The sequence below is a fragment of the Sphingopyxis sp. Soil_C_28 genome (genome assembly GCF_057657055.1).
Window position 1 is genome coordinate 719,843 of record NZ_JBDGJE010000003.1, and the last position, 18,341, is coordinate 738,183.

The window sequence follows — 18,341 nt, forward strand, 5'->3', positions numbered from 1 at the left end:
GATTAGCGCCCATCGGCCTTGTCGCGCATGAGCGCAGGCTATCTAATTAATTTTAATAACAAATTCCAAATCCAAATAGAGGGGCCGAGAAAATGAGACATTTATCGGAATATGAGCTTGATTTGGTGGCGGGTGGAACATCGTCATCCGACTATTGGGACGAGTTCATGGGATTGCCCGGGTACAATCCCGGCGGCGGCGGCGGCGGCGGCGGCGGTAGCGGCGGGGGCATGTGGCTCTGGATTGCTGTTCCAACCGCTGTGTCGATGGATGGTTACACCGGCACGTCGGGCATGAGCGGGTATTGGTCATATTACGCACCCACGGGTAACTCCGGCTCTACCGGCGGTGGCGGTGGCGGCGGGAGTACCGGCGTAGGACACGTCGTAGCGCCGCACACTCAGGATTGTTCGACCGATGACGGCGCGGCGGTGCAAGTCGCCAAACATGTCATGGGCTCTTTGCCTGGTGGCGCGTCCGGCCCGACGACCCCGTTGGAGACAGCGACTGGCAATGATTGGACCAATGTTGAATTCGGCGCGATTATCGTGCGCAATGCCAACGGGACCTACGGGGCTTATCAAGACTCAATTTACTCCGATGACAAAGCTCGGGGAGTAAATATGTCATTCGCGGCGAGCGCCGATGTGGCAGGAACTTGGCATTCGCACGCTTCCGGGAGCGGCGGGATTGAACAGAATTACCCGTCCGGCGCTGCGGACGGCGTTGTTAATGACTGGCAACAGTTGCAGTCGTTGAAGGATACCTATGCGCCCAACAATCCCAGCTATGATCCCTCACTTTGGATAACCGGTCCCGACGGGATCACGCGCGAGTTCAAATTGTCACAGAAGGCCTATTATGAAGGTCTGACCGCTGCGCAGAAGAGCAGTGGCATTGGCCTCTCGGGGACTGAGAGGACAAGCTCTTGTAGTTAGACCGCTTATATTATTCGGAGGAAATTATGATCTTGCTCGCGCTTCTCCTGTCGCAAATTTCTATATCGCATACAGAAGCGATATCACCTGACAGGGTCCAGTCGGAAGTTTCTTTCGCATGCGGAGCGAATGACAAAGTCTCGTTTCTTTACGAGAACGATTGGAAGAGCGGCGACCGGGGAAACATTGCGAGCGTCAAGGTAAACGGTGCGGAAGTTCCTGGAATTGCTGCCTTTCTGAGCGAACAGGCGCAGCGTCGAAGCATTGACCAGATTATAATTACGAAATGCGGAGAGGCCGAAGGAGTCCTGAGAATTTCGGCTGAGATGAAGTTATCACAGTTGGAATCGGTCAGGGAGAAGCTTCCTCCGAGCATTCTGTTCAAATTTAACGAGCGGGGGTTGATCGATGATGCGCGCTGACGTTGTCGCGTAACAGCGCTGCGATCGAAGGATCGGATTTTCCCACAATTCCACATGACTCCTCCCTCCAAACCACGGCACCCGACGCCAGAATACCGAGGTGCGCGGCGGGAGGGAACAGGTGGTCTCGCTCTAGCGACGGAGGACTGCTGCCGCAGGGGCCAACACGGTGTTGTATCTGGGCCTGCCCAGGTTGCACTTGACGTGGCGTGACTAGAGGGCAGCGATACCCACCCCGCCGTTCAGGACCGGAAGGTCAACGCCATCGCGCTCACACCAGGTCTGCATCCCGGAGCGAAACTCTCGCGGCAGCGTCGGCTCCGGCGATGTCCGTTTTCGACATTTTCGCGCCGGTAGCGGACGGTCTCCAACCGGCCAATCGTCGCCGCGAAGCGGCTGCCTTGGCCGCTAAAATGTTCTGGTAGCCGATCTTTGATGTGAAGCGACTGGAGCGCCGCGCCTGATATGCTAAGGGCTTCCTATGCTTCACATGCACGGCCGCGGCGGCACCGTTCAAATCGATGGTGTCAAATATGACTGGGAACTCCTGAGCGAGCCCCAACTGTCCTCTTCCGAAGGCTGGAGGGGCATGAGGGTCGCCTTGCGCCAGAGAGATATGCCACGCGAAGCCGTGCTAGAATTTCCGACGCCAAAGCGCCTGTTGAAAGGTTTGCCGAAAGGGCGTTCACACATCAACGACGCGATAGCCTCGCGAGGGGTGCGAGCGGCATTGTCGGCAGGATGGGATCCGGCTTCTCGCGGCAAGCCGACGGTCTTCATGGTTGATGCCGACGGCGACTAAGCGCAATCGTCTGGAGCCTTGGCATCCAGCGCGAAAACCGTGTTTTAAATTCAGCGTGACCCAATTTGTTTACAAGCTGAAGCGCGGCAATTCCTGCTTTGGAAGAAGGGGAAGGTGAGGGTCTATTTTAATCGCCCAACCAATCGGTTGTGATCTCCCCCCTATGCCCCTCCGGCGCCAGCGCGGCGCGCAGGGCTTCCAGCAGAGGCGGCAGCGCCTGCGTGAAGGCGTAGGGCGGGTTGACGATGAAAAGGCCCGCGCCGTTATAAATGTCGGGCTGATCGCGATCGTACAACCAATGCTCGACCACCAGAAACTTCGGGATGCCGAGTTTCCGCAACTGCTGCTTCCAACGCACATGCGTCTCGCGGTCTTTCAGCGGATACCAGACCACGGTCACACCATGCGCCCATTTGCGGCGGGCGGCTGCGAGGGTGGCAGTGATACGTGCGCGTTCATCGGTCTGCTCGTACGGCGGGTCGACCACCACCACGCCGCGCGCGGTGCGGGGCGGCAGCATCGCCAGCCAAAGCTCGTAGGCGTCGCGCTCATGCACGGCGGCGGATGTGTCGCGCATCGCGCCGCGAAGGGCATAGGCGTCGTCGGGATGTTTCTCGTTCAGGATCAGAAAATCGTGCGGACGCAGAAGCTGCGCCAGAAATCGCGGCGATCCGGGGTAGAACCGAGGCTCGGCTCCGGCATTCACCGCCTGTACGGCGGCGCGGTAGTCGTCCAGCAAGGGGTTCTGGTCGGCGAAGGCCCGCAGCACGCCCTGTGTGGCCTCGCCGGTGCGCCTCGCTTCCTCGCCGCCAAGGTCGTACAGCCCGCAACCGGCATGGGTGTCGATCAGGGTCAGCGCGCCCGGTTTTTGCTGCAAGGCCCGCACGAGGGCGATCAGCAGGCTGTGCTTTACGACATCGGCGCTGTTGCCAGCGTGGAAGGAATGGCGATAATTCATTATAGTCAAAATCCCGGCGATCTGCCTTTATACGAACGGCTGGGTGCGGAAGCCGAGCGCGAGGCGATGGAAGCAACCAATCCGGTGCCCGTATAGAGTCGGGCCGAAACCTTCAAAACATTCTGCACAAGGCCTCAAGCCCGCGTTAGCGATCGTCACCAGAGGCAGAGGCACAGGCCTCCGGGGCGCATGGGAATGTTCGATTATCGAGGAGCCGGATGCGATTGGCATCGCCGCGAAGCGCCCGGTCGCCAGTTGGCGAACGCCGTCCCCATCCTTGTAAGGGTCGCGGTTCACATGGACGTCGGAAGCAAGGATGCCGATGTCGCCGGCGATGCGGCCATAGACGGTGCCGCTCAGTTTATAGCCATCGTTGCTGAAGCAGCCCGCCGTGGCGATCCCGCCGATGTCGCGGCCGTCCTTCAGCATGTCGACCGCGTTGCGGGTACGAAAGCGGATCGCGCCGCCGACCGCGCCGAAGCCCGCGGTCGCTTTGCCCGGGCCGGCCTGCACGTCGACGGTTTCGAGTATTTCGGGCTCGATCGTCAAGCGGCCGATATGGTGGAACAGCGTACCGCGTTGCGCCGCGCCGTCGATCGTGACGTTGAGCAGCGAATCCTCGAGACCGGTGCTATAAGGATGACGGCTCGTGTGTGGGATCGAAGGCTGGTCATCACTCGAGGGGCGCCGATGTCTGCTTTGATGCCGCCCTATCCGAAAGCCGACCGTCCGACTCCACCGTTCAACCCGCGGGCTTGTGCCCGTCCAGTGGGGGAAAGCGCGGGAAAAAGCGGCAGGATGGGAAAATCCAAGTAGATACGCCTTTTCGTTCACCGGGACTTACTTGCCGGTCAGGTCGTGTTTGGCGCGCGTTTGACGCAACTCGTCCAAAGTCTTTTCAAACGTGGTGCCTTCGGCCGAGAGCTTCCGATAGGGCGTCTGCTTGCTCGGTCCTACCCCCGTGCGCGCTTGTCGACAGGCTGGGCTTTGGTTTCACGGTCAGCAAAATTGAAGGCGAAAATGTGCGCCTTGCTCACCCTTGCTCCCGCCAAAAGTCAGGCCGATCCCCGCCGCATCGCAAAGACGCCGGGAAATGTCGAGGCCCAGGCCGCTCCCTTTGCTGGTCTCACCCTTCGCAAATGGTGTGAACGGGTCGATGCCCGCTTGGAAGCCGGGCCCATCGTCCGAGATCGACAGACAGTCGCCTTCGAAGTCGACCGCCAGCTGTCCGGTCCCAACATGCTGAAAACAATTTCCAATCAGATTGTTGAGCACCAGCTGTAACGAGGTCGGATGGACGGAGACTGCAGCGTCGTTGTCGACTTTGGTCGAGACCGCGATCAGGCAATTGGGATAACGCACTTTCGCCCACGATACGGCTTTGTCGATCATAGGCCGGAGCGCCACCGACTCTTTGAGCACGCCTTCGCTCTCACGGGCCAAGGCGAGCAACTGATCGAGAGCGAGTGCCATATCCGTGGTTGCCGTTTCGATACGACGCAGCGGTTCGGCCACGTGTGACGGAAGATCGCGGTTGAGCCCTATGACCTCTGCTGCACCGCGAACCACGGCGAGCGGCGTTCGCAATTCGTGACTGGCATCACGGGTGAATGTCCGTTCTCTGTCAACAAATCCGCGGATACGCGCAAAGGCTTGCTCCAAAGCTTCCGCCAGCATCCCGATTTCATTGGCCGGATAATCCGTCGCATAAAGGATGGGGATCGCGGACTCGGCGTTGGCAACGTCTTGTGCAAGGACGCTAAGCGGCTTCATTGCCCGGTTGACGAGCCACCAGCTTAATGCCGCCATAAAGATCGCGATGAAGAGGCCTATCGCGACGAGTAGCACGATAATCGAATCCCGGTAGGGGCGAACCAGCAAGTCTCGGCTGACTTCAATCACCGCGACCGCTCGTGTCGACCCAGCGTCTGACCGGCCATCGTCCAGTTCAAAGCGCCGGATATGATAATGGCGGCCTTCGCGACCGTAAAATTCGGTCTGCGCGTGATTCTCTGCGAATTCCTTCTGGATGTCCGGGGGCAGCGCCTCATTGCCCCGATAAATACTAACGTCAGAATTCTCTGGAGCCGCGAGCGCTCCGATGCGCTGCCAAGAGGATTTCTGATGCGCAACTTCGTCCTCCAGCGCGCGCTGGAACAAGCGGTCTTCCATTATATAGGCGATGCCAAAGGCCGCGAGACCAAAGACAAGGCTGGTTGCAATCACGCTGCCGATGATCGTGAGAACAATCCGCCCCCGCAGGCTATGACGCCTCGACGTCATTGCTCGACTTTCAAACGAAACCCAACGCTGTGCACGGTTTCGATCAAAGGAAGGTGAAACGGTTTGTCCACCACCTGGCGCAGCAGGTGCAAATGCGCGCGGAGGGAATCAGAAGCGGGCGGCTCATCGCCCCATAGCCGCAACGTCGCTTCGCCGCGGCTAACGGGATGCGGCCACGCTTCAGCCAGCATCAAGAGCAATTCCCAGAGAAGCGGCGTCAAACGAAGCTGCTGCCCCTCTCTCGTTGCCACGCGAGCCTGCCGGTCTATGGTCAAGGGGCCGACCGAAAAACGATATAGCTGCCCCAAATGGGGTCGCTGGGCGAGCGCCACGACCCGCGCGGCAAGCTCTGCCAGCGAAAAAGGTTTGACCAGATAATCGTCGGCGCCGCTGGCAAAGCCAGCCAGCTTGTCATCAAGGGTATCGCGCGCGGTTAACATCAATATTGGTACGCGACGGTCTGCGCGGCGGCGTATCTCGGCACAGACGCTCAATCCATCGCGGTTGGGCAAGGCAAGATCGAGAAGTATGATGTCGACCGGGTTGACCAGAGCTTCCCGCAATCCGGACTCTCCATCCGCAGCGTAGTGCAGCCGATGCCCAAGCGCCTCGAGATAATCGACAATATTGCCCGCAAGATCCGCATTGTCCTCCACCAGCAATATATCAAAGCTGTTGCTCAAAAGGCATTTCCTGGATGTCACCGCCGCAATCTGACGTGCTCATTGTCAAACAAACGTCAAATGGAACTTTACATTCGCATGACGCGCGCCGTGCGACAGGCTCCGGCATTGTCAAACATGCGAAAGGTTAGAAGATGCAGTTCCGGATAACAACGATGCTGACGAGCGTGCTGGGTTTGCTTATCTTGGCGCCCGTAAATGCTACGCCGAATGCCAACGATCGCGTGCTGCTCGTCATCAGCAGCAATGGCTTGGATGATGGCAAGACGCGCCCCGGTTTTGAAATGGACGAGCTGTCACAAGCTTATTTCGTCTTCACCGACAATGGCCTGCAGGTTGATATTGCAAGTCCGTCCGGCGGGACCGTCGTGGCCGACAAATTCAATCCCGCCAAGCCTTATAATAGTCGCTTTCTGGCCGACCCCAAGGCCGTTGAGAAACTGACCAGCAGCCGCGCCCTCGTGAGCGTCAGGGACGAAAAATATGCCGCGATCTTTATCATTGGCGGAAAAGGCGCGATGTTCGATTTGCCGATCAACGCCAATCTGAAAACGATGCTGGCCGCAACATATCAGGCTGGCGGGGTCATCGGCGCGGTTTGCCATGGTCCTGCCGTGTTCATGAATTTGCCGCTCAAAGGCGGCGCTTCATTCCTTGAAGGGCGTTCCGTAACCGGGTTTTCGAACGAGGAAGAGGCCCTGTTCGGCAAGGGCTGGGCTCCTTCGTTTCCCGTGCTTCTGGAAAGCGGATTGCGCGGCTCGGGCGCGAAATTCAGCGAGGCACCGATGATGCTAAGCCATGTCGTGACCGACGGCAGGCTGGTGACCGGACAAAACCCCTCGTCCACGGCGGCGGCGGCAGAGGCCGTGGTCAAGGCGATGGGGCGCCCGCTTGCGCCGCGCCAGCCATGGGGCGATGAACGGAGCATAGCGCTGCTTTCCCAGATGCTGAGCGGCGACAAGGCGGAAGCGCGAGCGTCGTTTAACGCGGACCCCAAATTATACGATGTCCCGCTCATTGCCATGTGGGGTTTCTTCCGGGCCCAATCGGCGGGGTCGGACCGCAACGCGCTGGCGAACGCGTTGGAAGTGATGGAATTGGCCTCGCCGCATTTCAAAAGGCCGGAATTGGCGTCCGCAATCGCCGAGGCCCGCAGCAAACTGGCAACGATGCAGTGATGTCATGATTTGCCGGTGTTGAGTGAGCGCCCGGCGGCTTGCCGTTTGACGAATGTTTGACGTTCGCCGCGGTACGAGCGCCCCTCGAAGCAAGCCGGGCTTCTTCCCATCCGTTTTCGGCCGCTCGCGTCGCAGCTTCAGCGACTGTTGGCGCGCCCACTTTCACCTTCGTTTGCCAATTGCCGTCGGTGACGGCGCGAGCATCGACAGGAGCAGATTATGCCGGATACCATCGAGTTAAACAGGATCAGCCATCATTTCGATACGACCAGCGAACGGATCGAGCTGTTCCAAAGCCTTTCCTGCACGATCCGGGCGGACGAAACGCTGGCCATCATCGGCCCTTCGGGAGCGGGAAAGTCCAGCCTGCTGTCGATCGCCGCGGGGCTGGAGATCCCTGCGGGCGGCGATGTGCGCTTTACTATCGATGGCGCCCAAGTGGACGCGCTGACGATGCGTGCCAGTTCCGGCTTCATTTTCCAGCAATTTCATCTGATGCCGGAGCTCGATGCCATCGGCAATCTGGCGTTACCGCTGCGCCTGAAGGGCAACCGGGATGCGTTCGACATTGCCGCCCTTTGGCTCGAAAGGGTGGGACTGAAAGATCGTGCCCGGCACCGGCCGCACCAGTTGAGCGGCGGTGAACAACAGCGGATTGCGGTGGCGCGGGCCTTTGTTACCGCGCCGCGCTTTATCTTCGCCGATGAGCCCACCGGCAATCTCGATAGGCACACATCCGAAAGCGTGGCCGGGCTGATGTTCGACTGCGCCCGCGAGACGGGGTGCGGCCTGGTGATCGTGACCCACAGCAGACAATTGGCCATGCGTGCCGACGCAAGCCTGCTTCTCGACGCCGGACAGCTGAAGGCCGCGGCATGAACCGATTCAAACTGATCCTTGAGAACAGCTTTCGCGACCTCAAAGGCGGCGATGGGCGCATCAGCATGGCGACGCAAACCGCGCTGCTGTTTTTCCTGATGACGCTGACGCTCACCAGCGCGTCGATCCAAAACTATCTGGCCGGCAATCTCGACCAGATGCTTGGCTCCGACCTCGTGATTGAGAGCCATTCGCCACTGACGGAAAGGGATGAAGCCACATTCAAATCCATGGCGGCGGGCCTGTCGGTCACACAATTGGCCGACATCACTCTCACGCACAAGAATGAGTGGGCCCGCGTGCAACTGAAGCTGGTCGATGAGGCCTATCCGTTGCAGGGCAATCTTCAGATCGGCGACACCCCGGTCGCCACGCAGCGCGCCGTCAGCCGAGGCCCGGGGGTCGGCGAGATCTGGATCGATTCGCGACTTGCCACGAAGCTGGGGACGCAGGTCGGCGACAATCTCACCATCGGCGGCACAGATTTACGGCTCAGCGCCATCCTGTTTCATGAACCCGACCGCATTATGGAAGGGCATAGCGTGGCCATGCGCGCCATGGTGTACGCCAAAAGCCTCGATATCGCATCGATCAAGAGCAGCAAGGGCCGCATGCGTTTTCTCGTCACGGCGGATGAGAACCAGCAACAGGCGATTGAAAAATGGTCGCGTCTGACCTTGCCCGGCGCCAGCGTGATCAAGAAATTCGGCGGCCAGCACCCGCTCGCCAGCTTCTGGCAACGCACCGAAAATTTCCTCGGGCTGGCATCGGTGATCCTGTTTTTCATGGGTGCCGTCGCGCTCGATATGACCAATCGCCGGTGGCTTGCCAAGATGCGCTATCGGCTGGCGATTTATGCGAGCTTTGGCATCCGCACGCGCACCGCCATGTTGATGGCGCTGGGCGAATGGCTGGCAGGTTTCATTCTGTCCATCGCCGTCGCCAGCGCCTTGGCCATATTCGCGTACGGCGTGATCGTCGCCGAACTGCAGGGATATTTCCCTGGCCTTCGCGCCGGTTGGCATGCGGCGCCTGCCTTGAAGACGATCGGCCTTTTCTTTCTGCTGCTGCTCTCGCTTCAGGTTCCCAGCTTCATCCAGCTGTCCCGCGCGTCATTGCTTTCGCTCATCCGCAATCCGGCCGAAAGCAGCTATGTGTGGCATCGGCTATTCTGGAGCATCACGTCGGTCACTCTGCTGGCCGCCGCCTATTCGGACAATTGGCTGCTGACCGGCATGACGCTCACGGCCATCGCTGCAGCGCTCATCCTGATGGTGGTGCTGACCTGGTCCGTCATCCGCGTGGGAGATGTTTGGGGCCGCCGACGCGCCGGCCTGCTGCCCTTCGCATTTTTTATGATGCGGCAGCGCCTGTTTGCCAAATCGGCGCAGGTGATGGGCCTCGGATTGTGCGGGCTTCTCCTGCTATTCTCGCTGATGCTGATGCGTGACCTGGGCACGACGATGGAAGGCTATGGCCGTAGCCATGACGGCAATCTCATGATTGCCGAAGCCCAGACCGACCAGGTTGACGCGATCCGTCGTTGGGCGGGGGAGACGGGCAGCAGCATACGCTCCCTGCGCCCGTTTATGTCTGCACAGCTTATTGCCGTGAACGGCAAAGCGCTTTCAGACATCCAGAAACCCAGCGACACACTCGCCACACTCAAAGATCCGATCCGGCTGAGCTGGACCGACGCCATGCCCAAAAACAACCGTCTCGTCGGCGGCAACTGGTGGCCGGCCGGCACGGACAACTGGCGCCAGATTTCCGCCGAACCCGAAGTCATGACAGACATGGGGTTCAGCTATGGCGACACGCTCACTTATCAGATCGGCGGCAATCCCTACGACTTCACGCTGGTGGCAAGCCACGCGTACAAACCGGGCGGCGAGTCGATCACCTTCTGGTTCCAGGTGCCGTTGGCGGCCAGAGCGCATATCGACGCCCCGACCCGCTACATGGGCAGCATGGAATTGCCCGAACCGGCGTGGGATGCGCTGGCTGGCCTGTGGCAACGACACCCCACCCTCTCGCTTGTCCCGCTTCAGGAACTGACCGAACGGTTTGACCGGACGCTCGGGATCGTGACGAAAGTAACGAGCGGCTATGCGGCCATGGTGCTGTTACTGGCGCTCTTTGTGCTCGCTGCGTCGGTGAGCGGCTTCAGCGCCGATGACCGCCAGAAAAATGGTCTGCTGATGAGCATGGGGCTTAGGGAGAGGGATTGCCTGAAGCTCAATTTCTATGATTGGAGCGTTACGGCCCTGATCGCCGCCACTGGCGCTATCGCGGGTACTTGGAGCGCGGGATTACTAATCTACCAGGCCCAGTTCAATCTGACCTACAATCCGGACATTCTTTGGGCGGCTGGGATGGTCTTTGCCATGGTGGCGACTGTGTGCCTTGTAGGCTACCTGGCCTGCCGTCAGAGCCTCAAAGTCTCGGTTCGGAACCTGATGGCGACTTAGACTTGAACTTCTTGTGCGCATGTGTGGGGCAAATCGGCTTCTATGCTCTGACTTGATCTGCCGCCCTTTTTGCGTGGTCCCCGCCACCGACTGGCGATGACAGATGGCGCTTCAAGATCGAAGCGGATACCCGAGCTCTGTGACAAGATATCTGCACCGGGGTCTCTGGCCGGGCTTCGCTCTTCCTGCGCGGTGCGGTCGCGACGCAGCCCGATGCCTGGGCCGATACTCCGTACGACCAGGCACAATCCGATTTCCCGGGAGATTGCATCATGAACATCATTCTTGCCTTGCTCCCGGCAGGCAATCAACTGATGCCGATGGTTGTCATCGATGAAGCGGACGCGGTGCTGGGAGGGCCCGCGCCCCACAGGACGGGCATGTAATGGTCGACCAGAAATGAGACGACTTGGGGCGCCAGGCGAAACTTAGCGGCGAGCGGCGGGTTGAGGACTCATACTTCCTCCGACCCAAGGAATCGATCATGGCCAAAAAGCCCACGCCGTCTCCCGCGACAGATCACGCCCTTCGCGACCATCAGCCGGGGCAGGGGCGTATCGCGTCGACCGAACGGCGGGGTAATGGCGATGAACTGCACCAGGAAGTCGGAGATGAGGTCGCGGATGCCGCGGGCTATCTCACCGACAATTTCGGCCATCGTATCTCCGACAATCAGAATTCGCTCCGCGCTGGCGAGCGCGGGCCGACGCTGCTTGAGGATTTTGTCCTCCGCGAGAAGATCTTTCACTTCGACCACGAACGCATCCCCGAGCGGATCGTCCACGCCCGCGGTTCGGGTGCGCATGGCGTGTTCGAATGCACCAAGGCGATACCTGCGCTGACCAAGGCGTCGATCTTGCAGAAGGCGGGCGCAACCTGTCCGGTGTTTGTCCGCTTCTCGACCGTCGCCGGCGGCGCCGGCTCGGTCGATACCCCGCGCGACGTGCGCGGGTTCGCGGTCAAGCTCTATACCGAAAGCGGCAACTGGGATCTTGTCGGCAACAATATCCCGGTCTTCTTCATCCAGGATGCGATGAAATTCCCCGACCTCGTCCACGCGGTGAAGATGGAGGCCGACCGTGGCTATCCGCAGGCCGCCAGCGCGCACGACACCTTCTGGGACTTCATCGGCCTGATGCCCGAGGCAATGCATATGATCATGTGGGCGATGTCCGACCGCACGATTCCACGCAGCCTGCGCATGATCGAGGGTTTCGGCGTTCACACCTTCCGGTTCGTCAATGAAAAGGGCGAGGACAAGTTCGTCAAATTCCACTGGAAGCCCGTGCTCGGCATCCAGTCGACGACATGGGACGAAGCAGTCAAGATCGCCGGCGCCGATCCCGACTTCCATCGCCGTGACCTGTTCGAGGCGATCGATGCCGGCGACTTCCCGGCCTGGGATCTCGGCGTCCAGGTGTTCGACGAGGGGTTCGCCAAAAAGCAGCCCTATGATGTGCTCGACGCGACGAAGTTGATCCCCGAAGAGGATATCCCCGTCGAGATCGTCGGGCGGATGACTCTCAACCGCAACGTCGACAATTTCTTCGCGGAGACCGAGCAAGTCGCTTTCCTGCCGTCGAACATCATACCCGGCATCGATTTCAGCAACGATCCGCTGCTGCAGGGTCGGCTCTTCTCTTATCTCGACACGCAAAAATCGCGGCTCGGCACGACCAATTTCCACCAGATTCCGATCAACGCTCCCAAATGCCCGTTCCACAATTTTCAGCGCGACGGGATGATGCAGACGCTCGTTCCTACAGGGCGCGCCAATTACGAGCCCAACAGTCTTGCCGAGGCGGGCGAGAATGGCGGACCGCGCGCGAGCGCCGCGACGGGCTTCACGACATTTGCGACCAACGACGAGCGCAACGATCCCGCGCAGAAGCTGCGCGTTCGCGCCGAGCTTTTCGCCGACCATTTCAGCCAGGCGCGACTCTTCTACTTGTCGCAAACCGGGAATGAGCAGGCGCATATCGCCTCGGCGCTGGTGTTCGAACTCTCGAAGGTGACGCTCGACCATGTCCGCGCGCGCGTGGTTGGCCAGCTTCGCAACATTGATGAGGATCTGGCGAAGCGCGTGGCCGCGGGCCTTGCGATCGACCTGCCTGCGAAGGAAAAGGCGGCTCGTGCGCCGGTCGATCTCAAACCCTCCGACGCATTGTCGATCCAGAAGAATGCCGACGACATGATGGAAGGCCGCAAGGTCGCGATCCTTTTCTCCGAAGGTTCGGACAAGGCCGCGATCGACAAGCTGAAAGGCGGTATCGAAAGTGCCGGTGGCACGGTCTTCCTCGTCGCGCCCAAGGTCGGGGGGATCAAGGTCAAGGGCGGCACCCTCAAGGCCGACGGCCAGCTGGCGGGCTCGCCGTCGGTGCTGTTCGATGCCGTCGCGTCGATCCTGACTGACGAACAGGCCATGGCGCTGTCGTCGCAAGGCGCCGCTGTCCAGTGGTTCATGGACGCCTATGGGCATTGCAAGACAATCGCCCATGACGAGGCGACGCAGCTGCTGCTCGACAAGGCAGGGATCGAAAAGGACGGCGGTATCGTTGCGATCGACAAGTTCGAAAGCGTGGGCACACGGCGTCATTGGGCGCGTGAAGCCAAGGTGCGCGATCTTGCCTGATCGCTTCCCGTGGTGCACCCGGCATCGGCTACCCATCATCGCGATCTCAGAACCGTGCAGTGGGCCAACGCGCTGCGCTAGCGAACCGCCGCCGACCCGACAGCAACGAATCGGCATATACGATTGACACTGTCTATCAGATAGTCGTAATTGACAGTGTCAATTGCGGAGTTGCCCCATGCGTCTACCCCTTCTTCTCACCGTGTGTCTCGTTCCGGCGGGCCTGCTTACGCCCATCCTGGAAATCGGACCCACGCATGTCTTCAATCCCGACTGGCCGGGCCACGCGCGTTTGCACGAGGTCTGGCAACTTGCTGCAAACAGTGGTTTGTCCCTTCTCTGCCTGTGGCTCGCCTGGGGAGCCGGCCGTGTTCGGCTCGCGTCGGTGATAGGGCTCGTCCTGACCGGGAGCTTTCTCTTCTCTTTTTTGCTGGCGCCACTCTACGGCGGCACGATGCGGCACAGCGACGGCAGCGAGCTGGTCGTCGCGGGCGTCAATTCGGCCGTCGCGATCATGGTGCTTGCCAGTGCGGGCCTGCTCTCCATTCTGTGGGCGACGCGGGGCCGGTCAGCGCAGGAGCGCGTCGACGATCGCCTGATGTCTTGACTTGCCGCTGATCTCGTCGGTGGCAGCCGAGAAATTTCCATCGATCCGCATCGACGCATAGCCGTGGATGACCGAGCCCAGCGCAATGACGATCATAGTCGAACGTCCCGACATCGTCGGGCCGAGCGCCTGCACATCCTCTTCGAGATCTGCATAGAGGCGGTCGACGAGTGCGGTCAGTCGCCCGTCCTCCTGGTCGAGCATGTCCATCCGCCACATGAGCCGATAGCGATGCGGATGCCGGAGGGCATAAGCGAGATAGGCGTCGATCGACGCGTCGATACGCGCGCGCGCCGAGCCGCTGGCGGATCTGGCACGGAGAAGTTCCGCCAGAAGCGTTTCGAAGCAGTCGATGGCAATGCCCGTCAATAGGGCGCGCCGGTCGACGAAATGATTGGCCGGCGCGGCGTGCGAGACCTGCGCCGACCGCGCGACCGCGCGGATCGTGACGGCTTCGCTTCCCTTCGCGTCGAGGAGCGCGAGCGCCGCTTCGATCAGCGCTTCGCGCAGTGCGCCATGATGTTCGCCCCGTTTCACGCTGGCTTCGTGGCATCAACCGCAGGCAAAATCAAATCCGCCGTCACCGTCGCCGAACCGATCGCCGGTGCTGATCCTGCCCGTCGTTCAGGCTGCTAGATTGCGATCCGGGAACTGCCCGCCAGATCAGGGGTGTCCGGACGGAACAGTGGGACAGGTGCGCTGCTCGTCCGTGGTTCGCTGCGCCGAAGGAACGAGTTTGCAAAGCAGATCGCGCGCCTGCCAGTCGCCGGGAAAGAGCCGGAGGGCTTCGCGTACATCGGCGAGCGCCTTCGTATGCGCGCCGATCCGCTCATAGGCGGCGGCGCGGCCCGAATGGTTGCGCGGAATTTTCGGGGCAAGGGCGATGGCAACCGTATAGTCGGCGATTGCCTTTTTCACGGCACCAAGCTCGATCAACGTGTCGCCACGCTTGCTGCGATAGCTGGATTCGGAGGGATCCAGCTCGACCGCCCGGCTGTAGTCGGAAAGCGCGCCCTTGTGGTCGCCTCGCCGCGTGAGGATATGCGCCCGATTGTTATAATAGGTCGCCCGAGGTGCAATCCGGATCGCTTCGCTGATGTCGGCGAGCGCCTTTTCTTCGTCAGGCTGGATCAGCGAACGGTTGTTGAAGGCGCGGTCATGACGGGGGTCGAGCCGGATCGCCGCGTCGAAATCGGCGAGTGCGGGTTCGCCGGGCACCGACATTCCCATATGGACGACGCCGCGGCCGAAATGGGCATCCGCCATGCCGGGCGCAATCGCGATTGCCGCATCATAGTCGGCCAGAGCGAGCGTGAGTCGGCGCTTGGTGAGATTGGCTTCGGCGCGCCGAAAGAAGGCTAGCGAGCGGTCGGCGTCGCGCAGGGTGCGAAAGGCGATTACCGACGTGCAGGCAAGGATGATCCGGTCGGGCTGCTCGGTCTCGTCGTGTTCGAGGCAGATGCTTTTTTCCTTGTCTATCGTCTGGGCGCCAGTCGGGACAGCCGCTGCGGCAAAACCGATCGCGGCCGCGCCCCCGAACAGTCGCGCCGACGGCCAGCGCCGGTGGCGAGCGTGGCGCGAGGTAGAAACATTCATGCTTTGCCGATCCTCGTTTCGTCCTCGCCGCCCATGGATAGCAGCAGCGCCTTGTGGCCGCTGTGGGGCTCGCGCGAGTATTAGTTTTTTGGGGTGCGCCGGCGCCTTTTGGGAAATGTGGTCATGCCTCCGCGATGTGGTTCGAAATCGCGGAGAATAACGCGCGCCGGCGCACCTTTGAATTCAGGAGATGACGCCGGGGGTGATTGGCGCCACGTCCTGGATTTGCGACGGAACCGGCGACCGTCGGTTCCGTCGCGTTAGATGCAGCACGCGCCGCGACCCGGAACGCTGCCTGCCTCGTCACCGTGCCGTCCGCGATCGGAGCGGACAAGCCGATGCGGTGTACTGGGACATCGGCGCCCGCGGCGACCCGCGGGACTGAAAGAGCGGAAGGTCGGGATGCCGGGCCGGTGCGCTTATGGCTGGAAGGCAGGTCGGCGGTCATGGTCGTCGGCGATGACGATCAGCAGAAGGACGATCAGAGCGACGCTGTATTCGCTCCCGCCCGTGCCGTGCTCGCCGACGAACCAGCCGAAATGCCGGTGGATGAGAAGGATGCCAACCGCCGCGATGGCAAGGAGGGCGCCCGCCGCGATACGCACCTGCCGTCCCGCGACGAGCAGGACGCCCGCGACAATCTCGGTGACGGTAATCGCCCAGACCCAGGCCTCGGGAGCGGGAAAGCCCTGCGAGTCCATAAACAGGGTGAATTGCGGGATGGTGCCCAGAACGATGCGGGTTACAGCATGGGCGGTGAAAAAGCCCGCCACGGCGATACGGGTCAGCCAGAGCATCGGCGGCAGAAGCGGGCGCCGGACGGCGCCGCGGGATGTCATGTCGGTCATCCCGAAGTTATGACCATGGCGAGACCCGCTGACGCAAGGGAGCGAGTGCACCGGTTCATCGCCGCCAATTGCTTTGGTCGGCGAAATACGATGGTTGTACGGTGCATCCGCAGGCTATTTGAGAGACATGAATATGGCGAGACATCGGCGGGGGCTGCAGGCATGGGCCGGGGCAGGCCTTGCGGTCGCCGCGGTTTCGCTCTCCGTTTGCGGCTATGCGCGCAGTCCTGTTGTCCGTCCTGCGGTCGAGGTCCGGAGTTATGCCGCTCCGCACTGGGACCTGTCCTCGGTGACGGCCGCGAAGCTCGGTTCCATGATCGACGGCGGCTTCGACCCGCTTTTTCGCGATGAGGCCGGCGATACGGCGCTTCACTGGGCGGCGGCGGCGTGCGATCCGGCTTATCTCGAATTGCTGCTTCGGCGCGGCTACGACCGCGAGTTGGTGAACGAGCTGACGGGGCGTACGCTTCTCGTCACCGCGATGTTTGCGGAACGCGATGCGCAGGTCCGGATGTTGATCGCGGCCGGGGCCGACCTGGCGCGCGGCGATGCGATGGACAATGGCCCCCTTCACGTTGCGGCGCAGATCCACGAGCCCCGTTATTTGCTCGCCCTTCTCGAAGCGGGGGCTCCGGCCGGGGCGCGGAACCGGCAGAGCCAGACTTTCCAGCCCTATCTCTTCATGGCTCCCGATCGGCTGCTCAATGCCGAAACGCGCCGGGAACTGAAACGAGTGGAGGACTGGCTGACGCGGCACGGAATCGCGATCGAACGGCGAACCCCATAGAGCCGGTGCGGGCCGTGGAATCGATGACGAAGGAGGTTACGGGGTGCGATATCTTGCGGTGTTTTTCCTTGCGCTGATGACGGCGGGGCCCGCATCGGGCCAGACGTCCGACCCGACCGGAAGGGCCGAAACGTCCGACGCGGCGGATATGATTGCCTATTCGGAGACCGGTCCGAACGGCGACGGGCTGGTGCATTGGTATCTCCGGCCGGGCGGTGAAGGCCGCTATCAGAGCAAGGCGCGGGCGCGCAAAGACGTCGATATCGTGCTGTCTGTCAGCCCGGCAGGCTTTCGCAAAATTGCGACCTTGCTTGCTCCGCTCGAGACCCGGCGCGAAACGCGCTGCCGCGAGAGCATCGACGATCGCGCGACGGGCAAGCTCAGCTGGACCCGCGGGGACCAGAGTGTGACGCTCCATCTCGATCAGGGATGCATCGCCGATCCCGGCGAGACGACCCTCATGGCGCTCGACGAGGCGAACAGTCTGATCCTTTTCTGGGCGAGGACGGGGCGATGGGACGCCGACACGCGGTTCGAACGGATCATCACCTGCGGGCCGCGACAGCGATGATTTGCGCTATGTGGATGGGAGCTCATCAAAAACGCTGGTCGCTGCGGTTGTCCCGCACGAGCTGCCAGCGTAGGCGCCTTCTTCTTCTGTACCGGTTCATGAATATACGCGCAGCCGGTTTCCCATGGCGCTATGGCGGGTTCGCGGCGCCAGCGCTCGGCGCGCTTGGCGACGCTATCGTTCGGCGAGCGCCTCGCGCATGTCGCGACGGCAATGAAAATCGAGAAGGCGCAATATGTTCGAGACATGGTTGCGCACGGTGAAGTGGGACAGGTGAAGCTGGCGACCGATTTCCTTGTTGGACAGACCCTGTACCAGAAGCGCAAGCACGTCCTGCTGGCGGTCGGTGAGGGCAGCGCGGCCGCTTGCGCCGACGTCGATTTTCCCGGTTCGATCCGGCAACGCCCCTTCGCGGATGGGAAAGATGCTGACGATCGATGCGCCGGGAAAGGCCGATCGGATCCGCGACGCTGCTTCGTCATTGCGAAATTGCGAGATTCGGACGACGAAGAGGCTTTCATTCGCTGCCGCGCGGTGGCCGCGGTGGGGAGGGACGATCATGCCGGGAAGCGATCGTTCGGAAAGTGGCGGGTTCATCTGATTCATGGCGCGTACGAGGCTATCCGCCAGAAATCGAAGCGTTAGAGGGTAAATGATGGCTGGCGTGTGAGCAGTCTCGAACGGGC

Annotated in this window: 18 protein-coding genes; 10 read left to right on the forward strand and 8 right to left on the reverse strand. The window is 61.2% G+C overall.

Translation table 11 applies throughout. The annotated features are described in order from the left end of the window. The first annotated feature begins 92 nt into the window (after nucleotides 1-92). From AC3A43_RS16880 to AC3A43_RS16890, 3 genes are all read left to right on the forward strand, one after another. Nucleotides 93-938, forward strand: a complete 846-nt coding sequence (locus tag AC3A43_RS16880; protein ID WP_487793696.1) for a hypothetical protein — start codon at nucleotides 93-95, stop codon at nucleotides 936-938. 26 nt (nucleotides 939-964) lie between these two features. Next, nucleotides 965-1,360 carry a hypothetical protein gene (locus AC3A43_RS16885; RefSeq protein WP_487793697.1) on the forward strand — a complete coding sequence of 132 codons (396 nt, stop codon included), beginning with the start codon at nucleotides 965-967 and terminating at the stop codon, nucleotides 1,358-1,360. A 481-nt stretch (nucleotides 1,361-1,841) separates the two neighbouring features. Next, nucleotides 1,842-2,162: a hypothetical protein gene (locus AC3A43_RS16890; protein WP_487793698.1), complete on the forward strand. Its 321-nt coding sequence runs from the start codon at nucleotides 1,842-1,844 to the stop codon at nucleotides 2,160-2,162. 127 nt (nucleotides 2,163-2,289) lie between these two features. Here the strand turns inward: AC3A43_RS16890 and AC3A43_RS16895 are convergent, their stop codons facing one another. From AC3A43_RS16895 to AC3A43_RS16910, 4 genes are all read right to left on the reverse strand, one after another. Beyond that, nucleotides 2,290-3,120 (reverse strand): 23S rRNA (adenine(2030)-N(6))-methyltransferase RlmJ, encoded by an 831-nt coding sequence (locus AC3A43_RS16895; RefSeq protein ID WP_487793699.1) that lies wholly within the window; start codon nucleotides 3,118-3,120, stop codon nucleotides 2,290-2,292. A 27-nt stretch (nucleotides 3,121-3,147) separates the two neighbouring features. Next, the gene (locus AC3A43_RS16900) at nucleotides 3,148-3,954 is read right to left on the reverse strand and encodes a TonB-dependent receptor plug domain-containing protein (protein WP_487793700.1); all 807 of its coding nucleotides are present in this window, start codon (nucleotides 3,952-3,954) and stop codon (nucleotides 3,148-3,150) included. 165 nt (nucleotides 3,955-4,119) lie between these two features. After that, nucleotides 4,120-5,403 (reverse strand): sensor histidine kinase, encoded by a 1,284-nt coding sequence (locus tag AC3A43_RS16905; protein ID WP_487793701.1) that lies wholly within the window; start codon nucleotides 5,401-5,403, stop codon nucleotides 4,120-4,122. Next, nucleotides 5,400-6,086, reverse strand: coding sequence for a response regulator transcription factor (locus AC3A43_RS16910; protein WP_487793702.1), 687 nt, complete (start codon nucleotides 6,084-6,086; stop codon nucleotides 5,400-5,402). Before AC3A43_RS16910 ends, AC3A43_RS16905 begins: the two co-directional genes overlap by 4 nt. Before the next feature lie 155 nt (nucleotides 6,087-6,241). On the opposite strand from AC3A43_RS16910, the gene AC3A43_RS16915 reads away from it, so the two are divergent. From AC3A43_RS16915 to AC3A43_RS16935, 5 genes are all read left to right on the forward strand, one after another. Beyond that, nucleotides 6,242-7,264: a type 1 glutamine amidotransferase domain-containing protein gene (locus AC3A43_RS16915; RefSeq protein WP_487793703.1), complete on the forward strand. Its 1,023-nt coding sequence runs from the start codon at nucleotides 6,242-6,244 to the stop codon at nucleotides 7,262-7,264. Between the two features lie 219 nt (nucleotides 7,265-7,483). Continuing rightward, complete coding sequence (locus AC3A43_RS16920) at nucleotides 7,484-8,143, forward strand: ABC transporter ATP-binding protein (RefSeq protein ID WP_487793704.1); 660 nt, start codon at nucleotides 7,484-7,486, stop codon at nucleotides 8,141-8,143. Beyond that, nucleotides 8,140-10,614 (forward strand): ABC transporter permease, encoded by a 2,475-nt coding sequence (locus AC3A43_RS16925; RefSeq protein WP_487793705.1) that lies wholly within the window; start codon nucleotides 8,140-8,142, stop codon nucleotides 10,612-10,614. The genes AC3A43_RS16920 and AC3A43_RS16925 overlap by 4 nt, the downstream gene beginning before the upstream one ends. A 484-nt stretch (nucleotides 10,615-11,098) precedes the next feature. Beyond that, on the forward strand, nucleotides 11,099-13,246 hold the full coding sequence (locus AC3A43_RS16930) for a catalase (RefSeq protein WP_487793706.1): 2,148 nt from the start codon (nucleotides 11,099-11,101) through the stop codon (nucleotides 13,244-13,246). 178 nt (nucleotides 13,247-13,424) lie between these two features. Further along, a complete protein-coding gene (locus AC3A43_RS16935; protein ID WP_487793707.1) occupies nucleotides 13,425-13,853 on the forward strand; it encodes a hypothetical protein in 429 nt (142 codons plus the stop codon). Here AC3A43_RS16935 and AC3A43_RS16940 read toward each other — a convergent pair. The 3 genes from AC3A43_RS16940 to AC3A43_RS16950 form a co-directional block, all read right to left on the reverse strand. After that, on the reverse strand, nucleotides 13,815-14,390 hold the full coding sequence (locus AC3A43_RS16940) for a TetR/AcrR family transcriptional regulator (protein ID WP_487793708.1): 576 nt from the start codon (nucleotides 14,388-14,390) through the stop codon (nucleotides 13,815-13,817). The genes AC3A43_RS16935 and AC3A43_RS16940 overlap by 39 nt on opposite strands. Nucleotides 14,391-14,516: 126 nt before the next feature. After that, entirely contained in the window at nucleotides 14,517-15,449 is a 933-nt protein-coding gene (locus tag AC3A43_RS16945) for a tetratricopeptide repeat protein (protein ID WP_487793709.1), read from the reverse strand. A 419-nt stretch (nucleotides 15,450-15,868) separates the two neighbouring features. Beyond that, nucleotides 15,869-16,288 carry a DoxX family protein gene (locus tag AC3A43_RS16950; protein WP_487793710.1) on the reverse strand — a complete coding sequence of 140 codons (420 nt, stop codon included), beginning with the start codon at nucleotides 16,286-16,288 and terminating at the stop codon, nucleotides 15,869-15,871. Between the two features lie 142 nt (nucleotides 16,289-16,430). On the opposite strand from AC3A43_RS16950, the gene AC3A43_RS16955 reads away from it, so the two are divergent. Both AC3A43_RS16955 and AC3A43_RS16960 read left to right on the forward strand, forming a co-directional pair. Continuing rightward, on the forward strand, nucleotides 16,431-17,084 hold the full coding sequence (locus tag AC3A43_RS16955) for an ankyrin repeat domain-containing protein (protein WP_487793711.1): 654 nt from the start codon (nucleotides 16,431-16,433) through the stop codon (nucleotides 17,082-17,084). Nucleotides 17,085-17,127: 43 nt separating this feature from the next. Further along, complete coding sequence (locus AC3A43_RS16960; protein ID WP_487793712.1) at nucleotides 17,128-17,655, forward strand: hypothetical protein; 528 nt, start codon at nucleotides 17,128-17,130, stop codon at nucleotides 17,653-17,655. A gap of 174 nt (nucleotides 17,656-17,829) precedes the next feature. On the opposite strand, the gene AC3A43_RS16965 is transcribed toward AC3A43_RS16960, so the two are convergent. Then, nucleotides 17,830-18,261 (reverse strand): response regulator transcription factor, encoded by a 432-nt coding sequence (locus tag AC3A43_RS16965; RefSeq protein WP_487793713.1) that lies wholly within the window; start codon nucleotides 18,259-18,261, stop codon nucleotides 17,830-17,832. Between the last annotated feature and the right edge of the window lie 80 nt (nucleotides 18,262-18,341).